The organism is Zavarzinella formosa DSM 19928, assembly GCF_000255705.1.
In the GTDB taxonomy this organism is placed as follows: Bacteria; Planctomycetota; Planctomycetia; order Gemmatales; family Gemmataceae; genus Zavarzinella; species Zavarzinella formosa.
Genome location: NZ_JH636440.1, coordinates 1,042,183 through 1,057,158 on the forward strand (window position 1 = coordinate 1,042,183; position 14,976 = coordinate 1,057,158).

13 protein-coding genes are annotated in these 14,976 nt (G+C 59.8%); 9 read left to right on the forward strand and 4 right to left on the reverse strand.

What is annotated here, in order from left to right; all coding sequences use genetic code 11:
- Positions 1-174: 174 nt before the first annotated feature.
- Entirely contained in the window at positions 175-405 is a 231-nt protein-coding gene (locus tag BGIM_RS0115630) for a hypothetical protein (RefSeq protein WP_029630081.1), read from the reverse strand.
- Positions 406-411: 6 nt separating this feature from the next.
- Complete coding sequence (locus BGIM_RS0115635) at positions 412-1,803, reverse strand: DUF1501 domain-containing protein (RefSeq protein ID WP_020470697.1); 1,392 nt, start codon at positions 1,801-1,803, stop codon at positions 412-414.
- 210 nt (positions 1,804-2,013) lie between these two features.
- Between BGIM_RS0115635 and BGIM_RS50540 the strand changes: the two genes are divergently transcribed.
- The 6 genes from BGIM_RS50540 (at position 2,014) to BGIM_RS57550 (ending at position 9,869) form a co-directional block, all read left to right on the forward strand.
- A complete protein-coding gene (locus tag BGIM_RS50540) occupies positions 2,014-3,168 on the forward strand; it encodes an SGNH/GDSL hydrolase family protein (RefSeq protein ID WP_020470698.1) in 1,155 nt (384 codons plus the stop codon).
- Entirely contained in the window at positions 3,165-3,428 is a 264-nt protein-coding gene (locus BGIM_RS0115645) for a GIY-YIG nuclease family protein (protein ID WP_020470699.1), read from the forward strand. The genes BGIM_RS50540 and BGIM_RS0115645 overlap by 4 nt, the downstream gene beginning before the upstream one ends.
- An 85-nt stretch (positions 3,429-3,513) precedes the next feature.
- A complete protein-coding gene (locus BGIM_RS0115650) occupies positions 3,514-4,287 on the forward strand; it encodes an ABC transporter ATP-binding protein (protein ID WP_020470700.1) in 774 nt (257 codons plus the stop codon).
- Positions 4,284-6,158, forward strand: coding sequence for a TolC family protein (locus BGIM_RS0115655; RefSeq protein WP_020470701.1), 1,875 nt, complete (start codon positions 4,284-4,286; stop codon positions 6,156-6,158). Before BGIM_RS0115650 ends, BGIM_RS0115655 begins: the two co-directional genes overlap by 4 nt.
- 146 nt (positions 6,159-6,304) lie before the next feature.
- Positions 6,305-7,363: an N-acetylmuramoyl-L-alanine amidase family protein gene (locus tag BGIM_RS57545; protein ID WP_020470702.1), complete on the forward strand. Its 1,059-nt coding sequence runs from the start codon at positions 6,305-6,307 to the stop codon at positions 7,361-7,363.
- 349 nt (positions 7,364-7,712) lie between these two features.
- A complete protein-coding gene (locus BGIM_RS57550) occupies positions 7,713-9,869 on the forward strand; it encodes a protein kinase domain-containing protein (RefSeq protein ID WP_261339977.1) in 2,157 nt (718 codons plus the stop codon).
- Positions 9,870-9,980: 111 nt separating this feature from the next.
- Here BGIM_RS57550 and BGIM_RS0115670 read toward each other — a convergent pair whose 3' ends face one another.
- Positions 9,981-11,156: a hypothetical protein gene (locus tag BGIM_RS0115670; protein WP_029630084.1), complete on the reverse strand. Its 1,176-nt coding sequence runs from the start codon at positions 11,154-11,156 to the stop codon at positions 9,981-9,983.
- Positions 11,157-11,566: 410 nt separating this feature from the next.
- Entirely contained in the window at positions 11,567-12,934 is a 1,368-nt protein-coding gene (locus BGIM_RS0115675; protein ID WP_086026114.1) for an NADP-dependent isocitrate dehydrogenase, read from the reverse strand.
- A 270-nt stretch (positions 12,935-13,204) separates the two neighbouring features.
- Here BGIM_RS0115675 and BGIM_RS50555 point away from each other — a divergent pair, with 270 nt between their 5' ends.
- From BGIM_RS50555 to BGIM_RS67145, 3 genes are all read left to right on the forward strand, one after another.
- On the forward strand, positions 13,205-13,579 hold the full coding sequence (locus BGIM_RS50555; protein WP_020470705.1) for an ArsR/SmtB family transcription factor: 375 nt from the start codon (positions 13,205-13,207) through the stop codon (positions 13,577-13,579).
- Positions 13,576-14,262 carry an MIP/aquaporin family protein gene (locus tag BGIM_RS0115685; protein ID WP_020470706.1) on the forward strand — a complete coding sequence of 229 codons (687 nt, stop codon included), beginning with the start codon at positions 13,576-13,578 and terminating at the stop codon, positions 14,260-14,262. The genes BGIM_RS50555 and BGIM_RS0115685 overlap by 4 nt, the downstream gene beginning before the upstream one ends.
- Positions 14,259-14,976 (forward strand): arsenate reductase/protein-tyrosine-phosphatase family protein (locus BGIM_RS67145; RefSeq protein ID WP_193788983.1); only part of this gene is annotated, 718 nt, incomplete at its 3' end. The genes BGIM_RS0115685 and BGIM_RS67145, both read left to right, overlap by 4 nt.

Consider the following 14,976-nt stretch of genomic DNA (forward strand, 5'->3'; position numbering starts at 1 on the left):
CCTTCAGACCGGGGTCGTTGGCGGGCGGCTGACCCAGCCCTTTCGGGCTGGGCTATGTTAATCGGTCCGTTGGACCGACAAAACAAGGTGCTTTGGTCGCCGCGTCTCTGATTTTCTTGAGAAAGTGATTACTCGTCTATTGCTTTGACGACGCCCAATGTTGATATCTGCCGTTTAGTAAGTTTCTGATAGTTCGCCGTGAAGTTTTTTCGCCCGTTCCATCGGCAACGGGGCAACGAGATCGAGCCAGCGGCCCATTTGTGATTGGAGTTGATCGAGTTCAACCGTTTCTTCCAGAGAGATGGTTGAATCGATGGATTTGTCAATGAGAAGATAACGCCGGGCATTCTTGGCGCTGTTCCATTCGCCTTGTTCTCCGAATTCTGACTGTTGAGGGATCATCATTTTTCTTCAAACCAAAATCGGATTAATGACTCCGCCCCCGTGGGAGATGTGCGTCGGCCGGCCGGTGTGGTCTGGGACGGTGCTTTCCGGGTCCACGCCCAAGAGGTGATAGATGGTCGCGCACATGTCGCCGGGGCTGACCGGGTGGTCCTTCGGGAAGGCGGCCTGCGAGTCGGTGGAGCCGAACACCGTTCCCGGTCGGATGCCGGCGCCGAACAACAGGGCGAAGCCGGCTTTCGTCCAGTGGTCCCGGCCGGCTCGGGCGTTTACCTTTGGCATCCGGCCCATGTCGCCCATCACCACCACCAGCGTGCTGTCCATCATTCCGCGGGCTTCCAAGTCATCCAGCAACGCGGAGACGGCCCGGTCCAGATATGGCAGGAGCCAATGCTTCAGCATGTTGAAGTTGTTGTCGTGCGTGTCCCAGTGGCCGTTGCCTTTGGCCTCGGTGTGAACCATCACGAATGTGGAACCCGCCTCGACGAGTCGCCGGGCCATCAACGTGCTGGAGCCAAACAAGTCCCGGCCGTAGCGGTCTCGCAGCACATGAGATTCGCGGTCCATGTCGAAGGCCGTGCGGGCCGCCGGGGAGAGCAGCAAATCAAACGCCTGTTCTCGCTGTTTCTGAAAGGTCGTTCCACGGGCGAGTTGGTCGATTTGGGTCAGCAATGAACGGCGGGAATCGAGGGCGTTGATCGTCAGGTCGCCGGTGAGTTTCGGCAATTGGGGCACGCCGATTGGCTTCACCAAGTGATTGTAAAAATCCTTGTTGGCATCGATCTCTCGATCCCATTTCGGATCGCAGGTGCTAAACATCGGGTTGAACTGCGAACCCAGATAACCGCCGAAAGGGCCGGCCCGGCGCAAGCCTTGACTGTAACCGGGGTAGGCCGGGAGGCACACATAGCCGGGCAATCCCTTGTGTTGTCCGACGCCGAAGTATTGGCACACCGCCCCCATGCCGGGATGGTCGGTCGGCTTGGCGTAATAGTTCTCGCGGTCGTTCCCGCCGGTGAAACCGGTCATCACCGCGTAGGGATTGTGGCTGTTGTAAACGTGCGACAACGTGCGGATGAGGCAGAAGCGATCCAGTCGTTTCGCCAGCATCGGAACGTGTTCGGTGAAGCGCACGCCGGGAATCGCCGTGGGAATCGTGCCAAACTCCCCGCGAATCTCGGCCGGGGCATCGGGCTTCGGGTCAAAAGTGTCGATATGGCTCGGCCCGCCGAACAGATCCAGCAGGATGACCGACTTCGCCTGCCCGAACGTGCCGCCGGGCTTGGCGGGAGAAGCCACGCCCGGAACCAACCCGGCCATCGCCATCGTCCCGGCCGTGAGCAGTTCGCGGCGGGTAAGGCCGTCGCAGGCGCGTGTCGCATGACCAAGAACGCGGAGCATTAGAAGAGGCTCCAAGGAGGGTGGGAAAATCAAGTTGGCGTGTGTCAACGGTGAAAGTGGAATTTACCACGGGACGACAGGGGACGAAAGGAAAAAATGTTGACGGTCGAACCGAAAGGAACTTCAACCTGCCTGATGGAAACGGCACCCTTTGACCGTTCTTCGCCTCCGGCATAAGATCGGCTTCCGTTACTCCTTCGGAAACTCCACATGCACTCTCCGCGTTTGCTCGTCTGTTGTATTCTGTTCGCCGGCACGATTCGGGCGGCCGAACCGCCGGGCGGCGGCCGGGAGTCCGTCATCAAGATGTTGCCGGAACTTCACTTGCTTGAACCGGCTTGGGTCTCGCCGGTGGTTTATCGTGAGAGCAGCATACTGTTTCAGAAGGACGAGAAGGCCCCCGTCGTCGCCCGGCTGGCGTTCCCGGCGACGGAGATTCTGAGCGTCAAATCGGCGGCCGGGGAGAAGACCTACGAGGCCGGGAAGGATTTCCAACTCGGCGAAGGAGGGCTGACGCTGGTGTTCAAGCCGGAGGCCAAGGCACCCGTGTTGACGGAGGCCGCTTTGTATCCGCCGGAAGGGGCGCCGATGAGCTACCGCCATCGGGCAAGCAATCCCAAGCAAAACATGCTGTACGGACCGGGGCGCTGGTTCCATGACCGGCAAATCGAGATCACCTACCGGACCAAGCCAGCATCCGGAACACTCCCGGCGATCACCCTTGCGGACAAGCAATTGCCGAAGACGTTCGCCCGGTTGCGGGAAGGCAAACCGCTCGTGATCGGCATCAGCGGCGACAGCATCTCGACCGGTCTGGATGCCTCGGCGCTCGTCAAAGCCCCCCCGCAACAACCCGGTTACCCCGATCTGGTGGCGGCTCAATTACAACATGCTTACAAGAGCGAAATCACCTTGAAGAACCGGGCCGTCTCCGGTTGGAGCATCGCCAACGGAGTGGCCGATCACGACAAATTGCTCGTCTCGAAACCGAATCTGGTCATCATCGCTTATGGCATGAACGACGTGGGCCGACGCGATCCGAAGTGGTACAAGGAACAAACCCAGAAGTTAATCGAGCAAATTCACGCGGCCGACAAGTACACGGAAATCATCCTTGTGTCCACAATGACTGGCAACCCCGAATGGGTCCACACGCCGAAGGAGATGTTCCCCAAATACCAAGAAGCGCTCGCCTCCCTCGCCGGGCCGGGCATTGCCTTGGCGGACGTGACAGCCGCGTGGGAAACGATGTTGAAGAACAAACACTATCTCGACCTGACCGGCAATGGCCTGAACCACCCGAACGACTTCGGCCACCGGTTATACGCCCAGACGATCCTGTCCCTGCTGGTCGCCAAGCCGTGAGCGAAAAGCCCGCCGCGACAACTTGGGTCGTCTACATCTTGCGTTGTCGCGGCGGGACGCTGTACACCGGCATCACCACCGACCCCGCCCGGCGATTGAAGCAACACAACGCCGGAACCGCCGCCCGCTACACCCGCAGCCATCGGCCGGTGAAGATGGTTTACCAAGAGGATCAACCCGGCCGCAGCGAAGCCCTCAAACGCGAGGCGGCCATCAAACGGCTGACGCGGGCGGCGAAGTTGAAGTTGATTGCCGGTTAGCAATGTCTTTCTCTCTTCATCAAATCTCTTCTGATTCCCCGAAAAACTGATGCGACCTTGCCGATTATTCCGATGATGACGTTGAATGTCCGCCGAACACCCCCGGATCGGACCGCGCATGGAGTTGATTGAGCTGCGAGACCTGAGCAAGACCTACGACCTCGGCGAGGTGCAGGTCCGTGCGCTGCGCGGTGTGAACATCACCATCAAACACGGGGAGTTTTTGGCCCTCATTGGTCCGTCCGGTTCCGGGAAATCGACCCTCATGAACACGCTCGGTTGTCTCGACCGGCCGACCGGCGGCAGCTACCATCTCGACGGCATCAGCGTCGGCTCGATGAGCAAAGACGCCCTCGCCGGGTTGCGAAACAAACGCATCGGCTTCGTCTTCCAAAACTTCAATCTGCTCTCGCGGACCACGGCCTTGGACAACGTGGAGATGCCGATGCTTTACGATCCGAGCGCCAGCCGCCGGCACCGCCGCAAACGGGCGACGGAACTGCTCCAGCGAGTCGGCCTCGGGGACCGGCTGGACCACACGCCCAATCAGCTTTCCGGCGGGCAACAACAACGGGTGGCCATCGCCCGGTCGCTGGTCAACAGCCCCGCGATATTGCTGTGTGACGAGCCGACGGGCAATCTCGACACACGAACGAGCCGGGAAATCATGGCGTTTTTCCGCGAATTGAACAAGACCGAGGGACTGACGATCATTCTGGTGACGCACGATCTGGAAGTCGCCCGGCAGGCCGACCGGGCCATTGTGCTGGTGGACGGCGAAGTGATCGCGGACACGTCGGACATCGAAAAAGCCGCCCAAGCGCTGCAACGCCGGACCCGCGAAGGGATGGAAGAATGACTTCCCCCCGGCGGTTTGCCCGCCCCATGTTCCTCGCCGCCGCGATGGCGTCGGTCGGTTGCACGCCCGGTTTCGTGCGGGTGATCGACGACGGCTGGCGGCACGAGCAACGGCAACTCGACGTGCAAGACCCGGCCGCCCTGCCATCGGCGCCGGTCCCCAACATCCTGCCGCCCGTCACCGTGAGCGACGTGAACCCCGACCGCAAGGAAATCCCGCTCTCGCTGAACGAGGCGTTGCGGATCACGCTTGAAAACGCCAATGTGGTGCGAACCCTCGCGGGCATATCGGCCGTCAACAGCGGCCAAACCATCTACGATCCGGCGATCACGAACACGAGCATCGACCAGCAGCAAGCCCGCTTCGACCCGGCGTTTACCCAAGGTAACGTCTACACCCGCACGGAAACACCCGTCTTCGGATTCGATCCCGGCACCAAGGGGGGCCTGGGTTTCACCGGCCCGCGTTCGGATGATTACCGGGCAAGTATCGGCCTGACCAAAATCAACACCCTCGGCGGCACAACCGCCTTGAACCTCGTGCAGAACCCCGGCCAGGTGTACGGCATGGGGACGCCGTTGCTCAACCCGAGCAACCGCAGCGCGACGGAACTCTCCTATACGCAACCGCTGCTTCGAGGGGGCGGGTTTTATGTCAACACCGCCCCGATTGTGCTGGCCCGCATCGACACGCAACGCTCGTATTTCCAGTTCAAGGATTCGATGCAAGAATTGGTGCGGGGCACCATCGAAGCCTATTGGTCGCTGGTGTTCGCCCGGTTGGATGTGTGGGCGCGGCAAATTCAGTTCGAGCAGGCCGACGAGGCTTACAAACGGGAGGCCGCCCGCAAGGAATTCGGCCTCGGCGACCTGCGAAACGTAGCCCAGGCGAAGGTGACGCTCAACCAGTTTCGGGCCACCCTGATCGGCGCCAAGGCGGCCGTGCTAGACCGGGAGGCCGCCTTGCGGAACATCATGGGGATGTCCCCAAGCGACGGCCGGCAGATCATCCCCGTCTCAGCCCCGGCGACCACCCGTTACAAACAGGATTGGGACCGGCTGTTGAAACTGTCCGAACAACGCCGACCGGACATTGTGGAATTGAAGTTGGTGCTGGAGGCCGACCGGCAACGATTGTTGCAGGCCCAAAACATCGCCCTGCCTTCGCTGGACGCCAACGCCCTCTATCGCTGGAACGGCCTCTCCGGGGAGATCGCTGGCGTCAAACCGGCGTCAACCGCCCCCGGCCAATACACGGACTGGACGCTCGGCATCACCTTCTCCGTGCCGCTCGGCCTGCGGGAAGGCCGGGCGCGCATCCGGGAGCAAGACCTCATCATCCTGCGCGACCGGGCCAATCTCGATCAGGGATTGCACGCCGCCGGGCATCAACTGGCGATTAGCGTCCGGGGCTTGGAGAGCAATTACGAGCAATATCTGGCCTTCCGCCAGACCCGCACGGCCGCCCTCGACAACCTGATGATTCAAATCGAAGAACTCCGGGCCGGCCGGGGCATTTATCTGAGCGTACTGCAAGCCCTCAACGACTGGGGCAACGCGATCACTTCCGAGGCCCGGTCGCTGGTCGATTACAACATTGCCCTCTCTACCCTCGAACGCCAGACCGGCACGATCCTCGAAACCCACGGCATCGTCCTCGCCGAAGAGCGCTTCCGGGCCGCCGGGCCGTTCATCCACGAGAAAGATTACCCGCAAGACGTGAAACCACTGGGCGAGCCGACACGCTATCCCAACACCGGCGAACCGGGGGAAAATGCCTTCGAGTTGAAGAAGCCGCCGCTGAAAGGACCGGAGATGTTGCCGAAACCGATGGAGCCGATGATGAAAGTGAAATTTGCGGAAGAGAAATAAGAGAAGGCAATCGCATCGACGGGCGGAAGAGAGGCTCTTTGGGCGAACGTCCCCTCATATCATTCGATCATCAAGGCTATTCAATTGTCATGGCCGGAAGGGCGCTCCCCCGCCTGCTCTGCGGCCTTTTGCAGGGGAAAAGACCGATGGTTAATCGACGGTTGCCGCTGATCGTCTGCCTGTTCGCGGCCTGGTTGACACAAGGGATCGTTCTGGCCGAGGACAAATCGCCGCCGTTGAAAGGGGCGGTCATCGTTGTTGATCCCGGACACGGGGGGCAGGGCTATTCCAAGAGCTATACCGGGGGAACTCGCGGCGTCGTCTCCCGGTTGACGGAGGGCGAACTCAATCTTCAAGTGGCCTTGGAGCTTGTGAAACTGTTGAAGGAGGATGGCGCGACGGTTTACCTGACAAGGGAATCCGACCGTCGGCTCAGCCCCGAGGGGTCGAGCAATCAAGCCGAACTCCACGCCCGCATTGATTATTTCGAGCATCACAACGCCCATTTCTTCCTCTCGGTCCATCACAACGCCGGTCCCGCCAATGCCACCGGGCACACGGCCCTGTACAAGCACAACGCCAAGGAAGATCTCCTGTATGAGTCGCTGGCCCGCGAGGTGAACAACGCTTTGGAAGGAGCCGTTCCCGGAGCGAAACGGGCCTTGGTCAAGGGGAGCTACCATATCCTTCGGGAAACCCGCATTCCGGGGACCATCGCCGAATCCGGCTTCATGACCAACAAGGAGTTCGACGAAATCTCCACCCGACCGGGCTATCCGAAGAAGGAAGCCGAGGCGATCCGCAAGGGGGCGGTCAAATACTGGGCCGCGCACAAAGACGCGATCATCTCGCTGCGGGAAGATCTGTCAAAAGAGCGGACCGCGCATCCCCGTGACCCGAAGACATACACGGCGACCGAGTTGAACCCCGAGTTCCGGGAGAAGATGAAGAAGCTCCTTGGCCAAGTCGCGCCGGGGGACAAATACGACCCGGCCAAGATCGGCGAATATGTCGAGGGCTTCCGAAAGGCCGTCGTTACCGACCCGAAAGCAACGTTCAAAGTGACGGGTGAATTTGACGGCAAGCGAATCAAACTTAGCGGCGAAGCATCCGACCGAAAGTATCACGACCAGTTGATCGACCTGCTGGTGGCGATGAGGCTGTTCGACCTGTCCAACGAGATCCGTCTACCGAAGACCCCCTGATCCGGACCGGGCCGGGGCCGAGGCAATTGCCGTGCAGGGGCCGTCATAATATCCGGTGATTTTTTCAAGGAACCTCCAATCTTCCCCTGATATTCTGTTGGGAGAGGAGATTCGCTCGATGCAACCCAATGACACGCTCGAACAAGCGGTTCAAGATTTTTTGAAGGCTCTCGCCGACAATCCGCAACTGACCCCCGAACAATTCTGCGAAGGCAGGCCGCATTTGCTTGGCGGCTTGCTGCAAGTGTTGGAAGCCATCACGGCCAGCAAGGATGGCTCCGGCACGTTCACGCAGCCAAAAAGCGGATCTGCTTCCTCATTCCGGATTGGACAAGCCGGAATGCCGGGAATGCTCGGAGTTTATACCATCCAGCGGAAGCTCGGCGAAGGAGGAATGGGAGCCGTTTATCTGGCGATAGACACCCGGTTGAAGCGAGAGGCCGCCATCAAGGTGATGCGGCCTGAAATCGCCTCCCATCCGCTTGCTCGCGCCCGGTTTTTGCGGGAAGCCCAAGCAATGGCGGCCGTCAAGCATGAGAATGTGGCGACCATTCACGCCGCTAACGAGGAGGCCGACGGGACCACTTGGCTGGCAATGGAATTGCTGGAGGGGGAATCGCTTGATGATGCCGTCAAACGAGGCAAATGGTTCGACTGGAAGACGATTTTTCGGCTAGGTCGTGAGGTGGCGCTGGGCTTGCAAGCCGCCCACGCCAAGAGACTGATCCACCGAGACATCAAGCCTGCCAACATCTGGTTGGAAGCGCCGGATGGCAAGGTAAAACTCCTTGACTTCGGCCTCGCCCGCCAAGTTGAAACGGAAGGGCATCTGACCGGCAGCGGCGCGATGCTGGGGACACCGAGTTACATGTCCCCAGAACAGGCGAACGGCGACCCGTTGGACGGACGCTGCGACTTGTTCTCCCTTGGCGTGCTGCTCTATCGCCTTGTGACCGGGAAACTTCCGTTCACCGGCCCCACGGTGATGGCGACCGTCGCCGCTTTGGCCTCCAAAGATCCGACGCCGGTTCTCACCCTGCGCCCCGACTGCCCGACCGGCCTCGCCGCCCTCATTCACCTTCTGCTGGCGAAAAACCGCAATCAACGCCCGGCCACCGCCAAGGCCGTGGCCGATGAACTCCTGAAAATCGAACGCGACGGCTCGCAAACGCAAGTCGTCGTCCCCCCTGTTCCTGAAGACAAACCAAAGCCAGGGCAGGAGATCCCCGAACCCCGGACAGATCCGGCCGCGGAGATTGATGATTCTCTGAAATCCTTCCCTGTCGAAAAACCAACAACCTTCCCGCCGGTTCTTGAAGAGACTTCGCAGCCGGACGAAGAGTTTGTCGTCACTGAGTCGGCTCCTGAAGATGGAGCTGTGGATTTGCCGAAGCAACGTCGGCGCAAACGATGGTTAATTTCTGCCGCGATAACGATGTTATTAATGATCATTGGCTTTCTGATTACGCAAGCGACAGATGACCAGATCATTGCAATGCTAGGCCGTCGAAAACACGATAAGCCAATAGAGACTCGGCCACTCCCTCAACAGATAATCCCGATCTCTGATCGTGAGACTGCGGAATATTTGAAATCAGTCGGCGGAACTTGGTATTACCCGTTCACCGCTTCTAATGTGTCTCGTACAGACGAACCGGTGACTATGTTTTATACCAAAAATACGCATATTGATTTTTCTCGATTTAAAGATCATGCAAATATTGTCTATCTTACACTAGCTTGTTCAAGTGTGACGGACGATGATCTGGCTAATTTTAAAAATTGCAAGAACCTCAAAACTCTTCACTTACAGTCTTTTACCGGATCTTGTAGCCAGGTAACTGATGCCGGACTTGCGCACTTCAATGGCTGCGACCAATTGAATGAATTACACTTGGAGGAAACCCAGGCGGGAGCCGCCGGGCTTGAGTTTTTGTTAAATCACAGCAATCTCTCGACATTGTCATTGTCGCGGACGAAAATCACAGACAAGGGCTTGCTGCGTCTTCAAAACCTTAAAAAATTGCGCCGCCTCGATATAAGTTGGACGAAAGTGGGTGACTCCGGATTGGCGACGATCCAGAATCTTCCAAGTTTGGAGTCAATAAACATGAGCTACACACAAATCACTGATATCGGACTGGCTTGCCTTGGGAATTTTCAAAATTTGCAAACAATCTCTCTGGATGGAATGAAAATTAGTAATGCCGGACTGGCATCTCTCAAGAATTGCCCCAAACTGAGCGCATTTTATCTCAGCTCTATGAAGATCAACGACGAGGGCTTGGCCCATCTCGTCAATTGCAAGCTCTTAAGCGATCTTTATTTGGGTTATTCAGATATTAACGACGCCGGATTGTCCCGAATCAAAGAAATTCGGAATTTGAAAACTCTAAACCTCCGATTTACAAAGGTGACCGCCGCCGGTGTCGCCGATCTCGGCAAGGCATTGCCAAAGTGCAAGATCGAGTGGGACGGCGGCATCCGAGAGCCGACGGAAAAGTAGCAATTCTGATGGCGAAACTTCATTCGCAAATCTTTGGCTTGGGCTTTTTTACCGTCGATTCGTCATTGTGGTCTTCACTTCAACCATCACCACCAACCGCGTTGATTGTCTTCAAACCGGCGGGCGCAGCCCTTCCAAGGCCCGGTGCAGGCAGGCGAAGATGGCGAGGCCGATGGTCATGACGATGCCGACGGCGATGGTTTGGGAGTTGAGCATTCGCACGACCAGATCGACGCCGTAAGGGTTGTCCGGCTCGGACTGGCGGTGTTTCATGTAGAGGGCGATTTCCCGTTCGGGCGGGGCCTCCAGCATTCGACGCAGCGCGGAGCGGGGAACCGTTGGCTCGTTGCGGTCGTCCTCGGCATTCAGGGGGATCGGGGAGGCGTCTTCCTCGCCGTCGAAGGTGTGGACTTTCCCGCGCGGCTTGGGTGCCTCTTCAACAACCGGGGCGCCGGAGAAGTCCACGTTGTAGCCGGTCAGCGCCTCGTCGTCCGGGGTGACGATGGGGGGCAGGTCCGCCGGTTGGGCGTTGACGGGGTGTTGGTCGTGTTCCTCGGTGGGGTTGGACCACTGCGTCATCCGGTCCGGCTCCGGGGCGGGTTTTGGCTTGCGCTTGCGCGGCTTCCGCTCGGGTTCCGGCTCTGGTTCCTTGTAAAGCTCGCTTCGGGCGCAGTTCAGCACGAAGGCATACCGGCCCAACAGGCGGGCGTACAGGAAGAAGGCCACCGTCGTTACCGGGCTGAGGAGCAGCACCCACATGAACGCGAGTTTGGAGGCGTTCACGAACAACAGGTTGAACGTGGTCCCCATGAGGGCGACCAGCGGCAATGTGAAGAGATAAAACGCGAACGTGGCGACCGGCCGATGAACCATCAGCCGGACCAGCGGCAGCCAGAAGGGGTTCCACCGGGAACTGGAGGCCAGCGACGACGTGACCCCGAACGGGAAACTCAGCCAGAACAGGATGGCGGCCACCGCCACCCGCCACCACGGGTCATCCGAGACAGCCCGGCCGATCATCACGCTCGGCGCAAACCAAATGCCGGCGATGTAGGCCAGGTAAAAGAACTTCCACAGCCAGTCGGTGTACACATCTTCCGACCAGCCGAATCCGTCGTTCACATACGATTTGAACGTGCGGTATTCCCGCATGACGGGTTGATCGCTCCCGTTGCCGGTGTCCTCCACAATGGTCAGGAAGATGTGGGAAATGTAACTGAACAACGCCAGCCCGAACATCCAGGTTGCCGCGATCAACGGAACGAACAGGATCGGGGTGGCATCCATCTTTTGACACGAGGGTTTAGGGTTTGGCGGGCAGAAGCATGGAGACATGGCCAATCTGTTTAACACACGCCGGCGATTGGTTTTCGCCCCAAGGGGGCGCTCGAAAATAGCCAGGGGCGGTCGCCGCCCCTGGAATCCATTACCAACCAATGAATGGTTTTCTGCCCCAACGGGGCAGCACAACAAACAAGTGCCGCCCCGTTGGGGCGGAAAACCTTTAAATGGCAACGGGTTCCAGGGGCGGCGACCGCCCCTGGCTATTTTCGAGCGCCCCCTTGGGGCGAAAACCAATCGCGGGTTTGTGCCAGCGAGGGCTTATGCCAGACAGATTGGCCATGTCCCCATGCCTCTGTCTGCCAAACCCCAAACCCTAAACCCTATCTCCCAAACGCCGGCCCCACCTCTTCATTTCACAGATTCACAATCACCCGATCCGCGAAGCCGCTCGCCGAGGCGCCGTCTTTGTCGGTGTAGCCGGGGAACTGGCGGGCGATGTCGTAGGTCACGAACAGCTTTTTGCCGGAGCCGCTCTTGGCGATTTCTTCGCTTTCGGCGAAGGTCTTTTCAACGGCCTTGTTCACGGCGTCGGCCGCCTCGAACCATTGCAGGTATTCCAGCAGCAGCACGCCGGACAGGAGAACCGCGCCGGGGTTGGCCATGTTCTTGCCGGTGTATTTCGGGGCGGTGCCGTGGGTGGCCTCGAACATCGCGGCCTTGTCGCCGATGTTGGCGCCGGCGGCGAGGCCGATGCCCCCGGTGAGGGCGGCGACGGCGTCGGAAAGATAATCGCCGTTGAGGTTCGGGGTCGCCACCACGGAGTATTCATCCGGCCGCAGTTGGATCTGCTGGAACATGCTGTCCGCGATGCGGTCCTTCACCACGATCTTGCCGGCCGGGGCCTTGCCGCCGAAGTCCTTGTACACTTCGTCCTCGGTCACGATGTGATCGCGGAATTCGGTCTTGGCGATTTCGTAGCCCCAATCCTTGAAGGCCCCTTCGGTGAACTTCATGATGTTCCCCTTGTGACAGAGCGTCACACTGGGGCACTTCTTGTCCACGGCATATTGCAGGGCCATGCGAACCAGTCGCTTGGTGCGTTCCGGGCTGATTGGCTTGATGCCGATGCCGGCCGAATCCAGCAGCACGTCCGGCCCGTAGCCCATGTCCCGCAGGAAAGCGATGACTTTCTTGGCCCGGTCGCTGCCGCTCTTGAACTCGATGCCGCAATACACGTCTTCCGTGTTCTCGCGGAAGATGCACATGTCCACTTTGCTGGCGTTGCGGTTCGGGGCGTCCACGCCCTTGTAATACTTCACCGGGCGGACGCAGGAATACAGGTCGAACCGGAACCGCAGGAACACGTTGATGGAGCGGAAGCCGCCGCCGATCGGCGTGGTCAGCGGCCCCTTGAGGCCGAGGCCGTAATATTCAAACGCCTTGAGGGTGTCGTCCGGGATGTAGAGCTTGCGTTGTTCTTCTTCGCTGAGCTTGCCGACCTGTTCGTCCTTCACTTCCGGGTAATACATGGAGCGGGCCACGTCCCCGGCGTGAACGTCGAACCAGTTGATCTTGCGCTTGCCGCCGTAGGCTTTTTGCACGGCCGCGTCCAGCACCCGGACGGCGCTGGTGGTGATGCCGGGCACGCCGTCGACGTCCTGGCCAATCCCGTCGCCGCGAAGGAGGCAGACGATGGGATCGTCCGGGAACTTCGAGGTCGGAAGCACCACGCGGGTTCCGGTGGTCGGGGCGGTCAGTTTGTCGTAGGTCGGTGCGCTCATGATGGTTTGTTTCAACTCGGTTTGCAGGTCACTTGGCGGGCCATTTCGATTGCAAGAGAGTTTATGCCGGGAGCGGGGGAAAACAACGATGGAATTGGCGAGCCGGGCCGCGTGAGCGCCCGGAGGCGGTTGCGTGTCAATGGCTTGGGCGTTTGACGAGTGACTGTCTCCGGGCGCTCACGCGGCCCGGCTCGCCAATTCCATCGGCCTTGACGACACGATTACACAATATAGTGTAATCGTGTCGTCTTTCCGAAAGCGTTCGCCGCCATGTCAAAAACCAAACCCACGCCCGGATTGCGGGAACGGCCGTTGCTCTCCCCGATTCAGGCCGGGGGGTTGGCGGCCGTGTTCAAGGTGCTGGCCAACGACACCCGGTTGCGGTTGCTTCATGCCCTGGTCCGGGCCGGGGAATTGTGCGTGTCGGACCTCGCGGCCACGCTGGCGATGAAGCCGCAGGCGGTTTCCAACCAGTTGCAACGCCTGCTGGATCTTGGCATTCTGGCCTGTCGGCGGGACGGCAACAACATGCACTACCAAGTGGTGGATTGCTGCGTGAAGGGCTTGCTGGAACAGGGCTGGTGCCTCATGGAATCGGCCGACGGGCGGGGCGGTTGCTCCCCGCGATTCGGGGATTGCGAATGACTTCCCCGATGGTCCGGCCGTTGCTCGCGGAATTGTTCGGCACGTTTGCCCTTGTGTTCGCGGGAACCGGGGCCATCGTGGTGAACGACACGCATGGCGGGGCCATCACGCATGTCGGCATCGCCATCACCTTTGGCCTGATTGTGCTGGCGATGATTTACACCATTGGGGATGTCTCCGGTTGTCATCTGAATCCGGCCGTAAGCGTCGGGTTGTGGCTGTCCGGGCGGTTTCCGGGGCGGGGCGTGTTGCCTTATGCCGTCTGTCAGATGGCGGGGGCCTTGCTGGCGAGCGGCCTGCTGCGCGGCATGTTCCCCGATCATCCCACGCTCGGCACCACCCGGCCGGCCGGGGGAGATGCCGGCAATGGCTTCGTGATGGAAACGGTTCTCACGTTCATTTTGATGACGGCCATTCTCGGATCAACGACGGGCAACCGTTACAAAACGCCGCTGGCCGGGTTGGTCATCGGCAGCGTGATTGTGCTGGAGGCGATGGTCGGCGGCCCCGTGTCGGGGGCCTCGATGAACCCGGCCCGGTCGTTTGGCCCGGCGGCCGTCTCGCTGCGTTGGGACTTTCTTTGGATCTATCTGACGGCCCCGTTCGCCGGATCATTGGCGGGGGTGGTGTTCTGGAAAATCATCGGGGCTTCCCAATCGCTTCCCACGGAGAATCACGCGTGAGCCAGCCATTGAAGCTTGTGTTTGTCTGCGTCGAAAATTCCAACCGCAGCCAAATGGCCCAGGCGTTCGCCCGCATTCACGGCGGGGATTCGGTGGAAGCCCACAGCGCCGGTTCCCGCCCGTCGGGCAAGGTGAACCCGAAGGCCGTCGCCGCGATGCGGGAACTCGGTTACGACCTGACGACCCATCATTCCAAAGGGCTCAAGGAATTCGAGGACGGCACCCTCTTCGATGCCGCGATCACGATGGGCTGCGGCGACGAGTGCCCGCTCGTTATGGCCAAACACCGCATCGACTGGCAAATCCCCGACCCACGCGACATGACGCCGGAACAATTCAACGAAGTCCGGGATCTGATCGGCGGCAAAGTGCGGGATTTGATCGCCAGTCTTAGTGGTGCATCCGCCAAATATCAATACACTATTTGGCACTTCATTTTTGGCAGGAATCTCCGCATGCCACGACGTGTTTGGAAGCCACTACGTCTCCGGGAGATGACGGCTGAGGAACGGGCCGAACTCACCCGGCTGACTCGTTCTCGTAAATCCGAAGCCCGCGTCGTCGAACGGGCCGCCATCCTCCTGGCCCTGGCCGATGGCGAGAAGCCAGCCCACATTGCCCGCCGGCTGGGCGTCACACGGATCACCGTGTATGGCCGCTTGCGCCGGTTCAACCGGGTCGGCCTGCGGGCGTTGCACGACGCCGCCCGGTCCG